Annotated in this window: 5 protein-coding genes; 1 reads left to right on the top strand and 4 read right to left on the bottom strand. The window is 70.9% G+C overall.

The annotated features are described in order from the left end of the window. Positions 1-1824 precede the first annotated feature (1824 nt). The 4 genes from ACIA8K_RS08455 to ACIA8K_RS08440 all read right to left on the bottom strand — a co-directional run bounded on the left by ACIA8K_RS08455 (position 1825) and on the right by ACIA8K_RS08440 (position 7043). Complete coding sequence (locus tag ACIA8K_RS08455; protein WP_396056385.1) at positions 1825-4881, bottom strand: EAL domain-containing protein; 3057 nt, start codon at positions 4879-4881, stop codon at positions 1825-1827. A gap of 106 nt (positions 4882-4987) precedes the next feature. After that, positions 4988-5326 (bottom strand): hypothetical protein, encoded by a 339-nt coding sequence (locus ACIA8K_RS08450; RefSeq protein ID WP_396056383.1) that lies wholly within the window; start codon positions 5324-5326, stop codon positions 4988-4990. Between the two features lie 114 nt (positions 5327-5440). Then, complete coding sequence (locus tag ACIA8K_RS08445) at positions 5441-5908, bottom strand: YdeI/OmpD-associated family protein (RefSeq protein WP_396056380.1); 468 nt, start codon at positions 5906-5908, stop codon at positions 5441-5443. A gap of 10 nt (positions 5909-5918) precedes the next feature. Continuing rightward, positions 5919-7043 carry a glycosyltransferase gene (locus ACIA8K_RS08440; protein WP_396056378.1) on the bottom strand — a complete coding sequence of 375 codons (1125 nt, stop codon included), beginning with the start codon at positions 7041-7043 and terminating at the stop codon, positions 5919-5921. Between the two features lie 66 nt (positions 7044-7109). On the opposite strand from ACIA8K_RS08440, the gene ACIA8K_RS08435 reads away from it, so the two are divergent. Further along, positions 7110-7910, top strand: coding sequence for a class I SAM-dependent methyltransferase (locus ACIA8K_RS08435; RefSeq protein ID WP_396056376.1), 801 nt, complete (start codon positions 7110-7112; stop codon positions 7908-7910). The last annotated feature ends 24 nt before the right edge of the window (positions 7911-7934 follow it).

Here is a 7934-nt window from a genome sequence, read left to right as displayed (position 1 = left end):
GTGCGGAGCGGCAGCGGAGCGGCAGCGGAGCGGCAGCGGAGCGGCAGCGGAGCGGCAGCGGAGCGGCAGCGGAGCGGCAGCGGAGCGGCAGCGGAGCGGCAGCGGAGCCTTTGCCCTATGTGTCGGCTGGTGGCGGGGCGCGTCCTGCGGCACGACGAACGCATCGCGGCGACGGCGGCCTACCCCCGACATTTCTGTCTGTGGGTAGTGCGGGCAGGTTGGCTACGGGTTTTGCCTCCGGCGGCCCTCCGGGAGGAGCGCTCCGGCTCCGGGGCAACCGGAAACGCATGTCAGCTTCGCTGCTAAAGCCTGTCGGTGGTCGGGTTTCGTGTGGCCTGTCTGCCCCGTCTGCCATCGACCCGGGCAGAGCCGAGCAGATCATCGGCAGGGCCGCCAGGCTGGGTGGTGATGGCGCCGGCTTGGTTGTTCCTCACGAGTCTGCTGGTCGCCCTTGGGTTCGCCGGGCTGCGGCCGCGTGGGTGGGCGCGTGCCTCTGGTCGCGCCTGGTGGTGTCGGTATCTGTCCGTTGGTGGCGGCCCTGCCGATGATCTGCTCCCCGTGGGGCGGGTCGATGGCAGACGGGGCAGCCAGGCGGTCACTTTTGTGTGCTGCGCACACGACACCAAGGTCAAAGGCGAGGCGGCGAGGCGGCGAGGCGGGGCGGCCGGGCGGCCGGGCGGCCGGATATGGGCGAAATGCGGAGAAGCGGCGACGGTGGAGGGCGTCAGGTGAGGCGTGAGCACGTTATTCGCGAGGAATGACGTGTACATGCCTCACCTGGCCGTTGATCTATCGGCCGTTGGTGATTGATGTCAGCGGCAAGGCGCCTGCAGCGGGGGACTTTTCCGATATTTCTGGCAGACGTTGGGTCCGATCAAGCGACAACTGAGCCGCCCCAAGCTGGGCAGCAGAGCACTCCCGGCTGCTGCCCATTCGCGTTCGGCGGTTCGGGGGCCTCAGGATCGAAAGGCTGGCATCGAGGCCGGGAGTGTGGCGGGTCGTTTCGGTCGGTCGGCAGTCTCGTGGCGCGCGGGGGCAGCACGGTCACTGTCTATTGGGGTTTCGTGGTCGGCGTGCTAATCGGGCACTCCGCGCCCGAAATTTCGTTATATAAAGGCCTCTGAGACGGGCTGACCCTGACCGCGGAAGGTCAGTAAGCAGCGGCTCAGCCAGGAACGGCACCGCATGCCCCGCCCCCGCCCGGTCAGGGCAACTTCGGTCTGGGTGGTCGCAAGGGCCGGCATCGACGCCTGGGGTTGGCGGGAGGGGCGGCTGACCTCGGCCTGGGCGGTTACAAGAGCCGGCACCGAAGCCGGGGCTGCCGAAGGATTAGTCGATCTTGGCCCTCGCGTGTCGCCGCGCCAGGGCAATGGCGGCTCGGGCGCTCCGCGCCGAGATGGGCTCGTTGGTCGGGATCTCGCGTCCATCTGGCGGGATGCAAGATCCTTGCGGCTCTGGTGGCCCCTATCCCGCTCGGATAGGGGCTACCAGAGCCGCAAGGATCTTGACGTGGGACTTCCTGGTCTTTCGGCGTCGAGATGAGCGTGCAGGGAGGCATCTATATGACGAAATGTCAGGCGCGCGGAGCGCGAACCTGGACACTGACCGAGAACCTCCATAAGGCGGGTCGTGAGCGCGGGCTGTGCCCTGACATATGCGGGTCCGGTGTGGCTGCGCGTTGGTGCCCGGCCCTGAGACCTGCCGACATGTCGCGACCGACCCACACACCTGCGGAACTCGCGGCCTCGGTGCCGGTCCTTGCGGGCTGGACGCCGTACCGGAGCGGGAAGATGGGGTTGATCTGGGTCTCTACCCGGTGACGGTTCAGGCGGCGATCTGATGGCGGATGCCGTTGTTGAGCCACTCGACCACCGCGTCCGGCCAGACCGGGCGTGAGAAGAGGTAGCCCTGGCCGAACGGGCAGCCCATGTCCAGCAGCATCTGGCGGTGGGCCGGGTCCTCGATGCCCTCCGCGACCACGCCGAGGCTCAGGTTGTCCGCGATGCTGACGATCGCGGCGACAAGCGCGCGTTGCTGCCTGCTGCTCAGGATGTCGTCGATGAAGGACTTGTCGATTTTCAGGATGTCGACAGGCATCTGGCGCAGGTAGCTGAGCGAGGAGTAGCCGGTGCCGAAGTCGTCGATCGCGATGCGGACGCCCATGTCGCGCAGCCGGGCCAGGTCCTGCCAGACCGAGTCGTCGTCGCGGAGCAGCAGGCTTTCGGTGATCTCCAGCAGCAGGCGCCAGGGCGGGACGCCGCTCTCCGTGATCACCTGGGAGACCTCGTCGACGAAGCCGGGGTTGCGGAACTGGCGGGCGGAGACGTTGACCGAGACGTAGCGCAGCGGGGCGGCCGGGACGCGCTGCCGCCAGTCCGCGATCGCCAGCAGCGCCTCGCGCAGCACCCAGGCGCCGATCGGCACGATCGCGCCGTTCTCCTCCGCGACCTCGATGAACTCGCCGGGCCCGATCAGGCCGCGGGTCGGGTGCTGCCAGCGGACCAGCGCCTCCAGGCCGACGATCTCCTCGGTGGCCAGGTCGACGATCGGCTGGTACTGCAGGACCAGTTGCTGGTCCTCGACCGCGGTGCTCAGTGCGGCGCGCATCTCCAGGCGTTCCACCATCGCGGTGTGCAGATCGGCACGGTAGCGCTGGAAGCGGCCCTTGCCGGCGCCCTTCGCCACGTAGAGCGCGAGGTCGGCCTGTCGTTGCATCTCGGCCGCGTCGTGCGCCTCGACGTTCGTGGTGACGCCGACGCTCACCGCGCCGCTGAGCATGGCGCTGCCGCCGCTGTCGTACCGCAGCTCGAACGGCTCCTCGCAGGCCGCCACGATGCGGGCGGCCACGTCGTCCGCCTCGGCCGGGCCGTGCGCCTGCTCGATCAGCACCGCGAACTCGTCGCCGCCGATCCGGGCCACCGTCTCCTGCGGGCCGACCACGCCTGCGATCCTGGCCCCGACCGCGGACAGCAGCCGGTCGCCGACGACCAGGCCGGCCGTGTCGTTGACCACCTTGAAGTCGTCGATGTCGACGAACAGCAGGCCGATCACGGACCGGTCCCGCTGCGCGAGCGTGAGGCCGTGCTCAAGCCGGTTCTGCAGCAGCAGCCGGTTCGCCAGGCCGGTCAGCGTGTCGTGGAGCGCCTGGTGGGAGAGGTCGCTTTCCAGGCGGCGGCGCTCGGTGACATCGCGCATGGTCAGCACCGCGCCGCGGACGGTCTTCTCGGCGCGCATGTCCTGCAGCGTGCACTCGACCTGCACCGTCCTGCCGTCCGCGCCCAGCCCGACCAGGTCGAACGCGGCCTGGCCGAGACCCTCGCGCAGCCGGCGCAGCGACTCGATCAGGCGCTCGTGCTGCTCGCCGACGATCAGGTCGGTGACCGGCGTGGTGACCAGCGCGGGTGTGCCGAAGACCTCAGCCGCGGACGGGCTGGCGTACCTGATGCGGTTGTCGTCGCCGACGATCAGGATGACGTCCGAGGCGTTCTGGATCAGCGTCCGGAAGTACGACTCGCTGTTCCGCCGGGCGATCTCCGCGTTCAGCGTGATCCGGTCGATCGCCATGATGCCCTGCGCCACCAGCGCCTCGAACGACGGCCGCAGCCGCCACAGCACCCGCTCGCTCGCCGCCAGGTAGATCCAGGTGAACTGCGGCGCTCCGGACGCCCCCGCCTCGGGCAGCAGAGGACCTGGCGCGCGGAGCGTGAATTCGAAACCGGCCAGGGGTACGTCATGCGCCTCCGGCAGCTCGGACACGCGCCGCAGCGTGACACCCCCGGCGAAGAACTCCTCCCGGGTCATCCCCTCGAAGACCCCGAAGGTCTCCACCAGGTACGGCTCGTCCGGCGGCATCAGCTCCGCCACCGCGCCCCGGACCGCGGCCGCGACGTCGGCCGGCGTGGCCGCGGAGACGAGCCGCGTCCCCGCGTGGCGCAGCGCCCGCTCCCGCCCGCTGATCCGCCGGTGGTCCGCGAGCAGCCCGGCCAGCCTGCCGATGACAAGCAGGAACATCAGCGCGGAGAATGCCGCGATGATCGGTGCGTCGGAGACCGTGCCGTCCGCGTTCTCGTAGACCAGCACGGCCGGCGCCACCAGCGCGGCGGCCACCAGCACGGCGATCCGGCGCGGCCCGGCCACCCGGTCTACGAACCGGCCTACCGTGTGCTCGGTGAGCCGGGTCATCGACGGGTCCAGCGCCGCGTAGCCGAGCATCGAGTAGAAGTAGACCCAGCCCAGGTCGACCGGGCCGCCGGTGTGCCAGTCCTGGTTGAGTTGGCTGAGCCCGTAGACGAGGTCGGTGGCGAGCAGCCCGGCGACCCCGAACGTGAGCGTGCCGACCGCGACGTGCCGGGTGCCGGGCGCGCTGAGCAGCCGCAGCAGCATGGCGAGCGCGACCAGGTCACCGAACGGATAGCTGATCGAGGCGAGCTTCTCCGCCGTGCCCAGATCCGTGTCCCGCACCAACGGCCCGATCCAGACCATCCAGACCAGCAGCCCGACCGCGGCCGTCGGGACCAGCGCGTCGAGCAGCGCCGCCCGGTCGTCCGCGCCGGACCGGAACCGGATGAAGATCAGCAGCGCGGCCGCGAGCAGCGGGTAGGACAGCAGGTAGAACCCGTCGGCCGGGGACGGGAACCTGTTGCCCGGCAGCAGGTTGTAGGTCGCGTCGCCGACCGTGAACGTCACAAGCACGCCGGAGAGCAGGAACCACGGCAGGCGTCGCGCCGGCCGGTTCAGGAACACTCCCGCCACCACCGCGACCGCCCCGGAGAAGCCGAGCGCCGCCCACAGGCCGGTCCCGTACGCCGGGAACGCGTAGTAGGCCGCCGCCAGCGCGACCATCCACACGGCGAAGCAGACCCGAGCGACTCGAGTGGCCATCAGCTCTCCGTTTCGACGGTACGGCTGATTGCCTATTCGGTAGCAATCCGGTCAAACTTGATGAAAATCCACCTAGTTCGATCCGGGCCCCAGGCTTAGAGCCCGATCACTTTCGCTGCGTCCAGACCTGCTCGTCGAGCCACTTCGCGTGCGTCTCCCAGGCGGCCTGCTTCGTGCAGCCGAGCGACTGACCGATCTGGGCCCATGACGCGCCCGCCTTTCGCGCGGTACGCACATCGAGCTCCCGGCCGTAGGAGGCCTTGCGCGCTATCAGCTCGCCGAGCGCTATCAGCTCAAGCGCCTCGTCCTTGGAGAGCGGCGCCGCGCCGGGGTCGTCCTCATAGGAGGATGCAGAGGCCAGCGCGTCCCTGGTGCGCAGAATGTCGTACCGGGCAACGGCGGTCAGCAGGGTGTACTCGTACTCCAGATCATCCGGCGCAGGCATGCCTCCAGAGTGCCGTCAAGACGCCTTGACAGCAACCGATTCCCAGGTCAGAAAACAGACCAAAGACCTCAAAAACCTGACGTGGGTACGCGGAGAGTCCGTGACCGGGAACGATCAGTTGGGCTTCCGGCCGCCGGAGCGGATCCAGCGCAGCGCCTTCTCCGCTCGGCGCTGCCGGGTTTCCGCACTCGTCGCGGCGCCGACCCACTCCGCGTACTCGCGGCGGTGGGCGTGGGAGAGCCGGTCGTAGGCGAGCCGCATCTCCGGGTTCGCACTCAGCGCCGCGGCCAGTTCGTCCGGCTCCGCCACCGTGCGCGGCGCCTCGTCCGGCGCGACCGTGACAGTGACCGTGTCGCCCGGTGTCAGGCCGAGATCGTCCAGCTGCGACCGGCGCAGCGTGATCCAGCTACGGTTCCGGAACCGGGCGAGCGTGGTGTGGAACGGCGCCCGGCCCTCGAACGTCACCACCACGAGCGCCCGCGACCTGCCGAACGCCTCCCGCGCGTCGAAGGGCAGCGCGACCACGGCGCCCTGCCCCTCCTCGGGGACCTCGACGGTCGCCTCGAACGCGCGGCTCGGCATGGACGGGAGTTTAGAGCGCGCCCTCCAGCAGGCGCACTGTTTCGGCCGGGCCGGGCAGCGTCTCCCAGGCGGCGCGCAGCTCACGGGCGGTGCGGCGGTAGCGGGCGTCGGCGAGGACCGCGGCGGCCTCCGTGGCGGCCCGCTCCGGTGTGACGGACTCCGCGTCAAGCACGCGGCCGAGACCGATCGCGGCGATCCGCGCGCCGTTGTCCGGCTGGTCCGCGCCCATCGGCGCGACAAGCATCGGCAGCCCGTGCGCGATCGCGCCGAGCACGCTGCCGGAGCCGCCGTGCGAGACGACCAGGTCGCAGCGGTGCAGCAGCTCCTCCTGCGGCACGAACCGCTCGATGCGCACGTGCGGCGGCTGCGGCCCGAAGACGGCCGGGTCGATGTGCCGGCCGACCGTCATCACCAGGTCGGCGGCGAGCGTACGCAGGCCGGCCAGCACCCGCTCGAACAGGTCGCCGGACTCGACGTTGAACTCCGTGCCGAGCGTGAAGTAGATCAGCGGCCGCGCATTCGGCTCCGCGGCCGGCGGCAGCGTCTCCGCCGGGCGGATCGGGCGGCCGGTCGACGGCAGCGGAAACGCCGGGTCGCGGAAGCCCGGCGGCACCGGCTCCAGCATCAGGTGCCGGCCGAGGACCGCCCCCGCGCGGGCCGGGGGCAGGCCGAATTCGGCGCGCACCTCGTCGAGGGCGTCCGCCAGGTAGTCGTCCCGCAGGAACGAGCCGGCCGCCAGCACCACCACCGTCGCGTACGGCAGGCCCAGCCGCTCGGCCGCGGTCATCGCGCCGAAATCCACCTCGTCGCAGACGATCAGCTCCGGCCGCCAGTCCGCCGCATGCCGGAGCATCCGGGCCGCGCGCTCCCGGCCCGCGCGGCGGACGAACCCGTCGGCCATGTCGCCGCGCTCCCGCTCCGGGTCAAGCGGTGCCAGCGGCCCACGCGCCCGGGGCTGATCGCCCGCGCCGTCGTGCTCGGTCAGCGCCTCGAAGCCGGCCCGCCGGACCAGGTCGGCCACCTTCGGCCCGGACACCACCGCGACGTCGTGCCCGGCGGAGCCCGCGGCACTCAGGATCGGCACGAGCGGCAGGAAATGCCCAGGTCCGCCGACGCAGGAGAAGAGGATGCGCATGAGTCTCCGTCCTAACCTGTGGGAGAAGGCTCCCGAATTACGGGATGAGAGATCTATCGTCGGTGCATGGCAGCCGTATATACGCACGGTCATCACGAGTCGGTGCTGCGCTCGCATCGCTGGCGCACCGCGGAGAACTCGGCAGCTTACCTGCTGCCGCACCTGAGCCCCGGCCAGACGCTGCTCGACATCGGCGCCGGGCCCGGCACGATCACCATCGACCTCGCCGCCCGGGTCGCGCCCGGCCGGGTCACCGCCACGGAGATCGACGACGAGGCGCTCGCGCTCTCCCGCGCGGAGGCGGCAGCCCGCGGCGTGACCACTGTGGACTTCGCGGTCGCGGACGTGCACGCGCTGCCGTACCCCGATGACAGCTTCGATGTGGTGCACGCCCATCAGGTGCTTCAGCACGTGGCCGACCCGGTGCGCGCGCTCGCCGAGATGCGGCGCGTCTGCCGGCCGGGCGGCGTGGTGGCGGCGCGGGACAGCGACTACGACAGGTTCGCCTGGTTCCCCGCGGCGCCGGAACTGGATGAGTGGCTCGCGCTCTACCAGGCCACCGCCCGCGCCAACGGCGGCGAGCCCGACGCCGGCCGCCGCCTGCACCATTGGGCCCGCCTGGCCGGCTTCACCGACATCACCCCCGGCGCATCCGTCTGGTGCTACGCCTCGGAGGAGGACCGCCGCTGGTGGGGCGGGATGTGGGCGGACCGCGTCATCGAGTCGGACATGGCCCGCCAGGCCCTCGCCGCCGGCTTCGCCACCCCGGAGGACCTCCGACGCCTCTCGGCCGGCTGGCGCTCCTGGTCCGAGTCGCCCGACGCCTGGTTCACGCTCCTGCACGGCGAGATCATCTGCCGCGCCTGATCCCCACGGGCCCGCCTGTCAGGC

The sequence above is a fragment of the Catenuloplanes sp. NPDC051500 genome (assembly GCF_044454585.1).
Lineage (GTDB): Bacteria > Actinomycetota > Actinomycetes > Mycobacteriales > Micromonosporaceae > Catenuloplanes.
Note: the sequence above shows the minus strand (reverse complement) of the source record. Positions and strands in the feature narration are given on the sequence as shown.

Coding starts and splice junctions, on each gene's coding strand:
- ACIA8K_RS08455 (WP_396056385.1), bottom strand. CDS start 4,881: ATGGCCACTCGAGTCGCTCGGGTCTGCTTCGCCGTGTGGATGGTCGCG.
- ACIA8K_RS08450 (WP_396056383.1), bottom strand. CDS start 5,326: ATGCCTGCGCCGGATGATCTGGAGTACGAGTACACCCTGCTGACCGCC.
- ACIA8K_RS08445 (WP_396056380.1), bottom strand. CDS start 5,908: ATGCCGAGCCGCGCGTTCGAGGCGACCGTCGAGGTCCCCGAGGAGGGG.
- ACIA8K_RS08440 (WP_396056378.1), bottom strand. CDS start 7,043: ATGCGCATCCTCTTCTCCTGCGTCGGCGGACCTGGGCATTTCCTGCCG.
- ACIA8K_RS08435 (WP_396056376.1), top strand. CDS start 7,110: ATGGCAGCCGTATATACGCACGGTCATCACGAGTCGGTGCTGCGCTCG.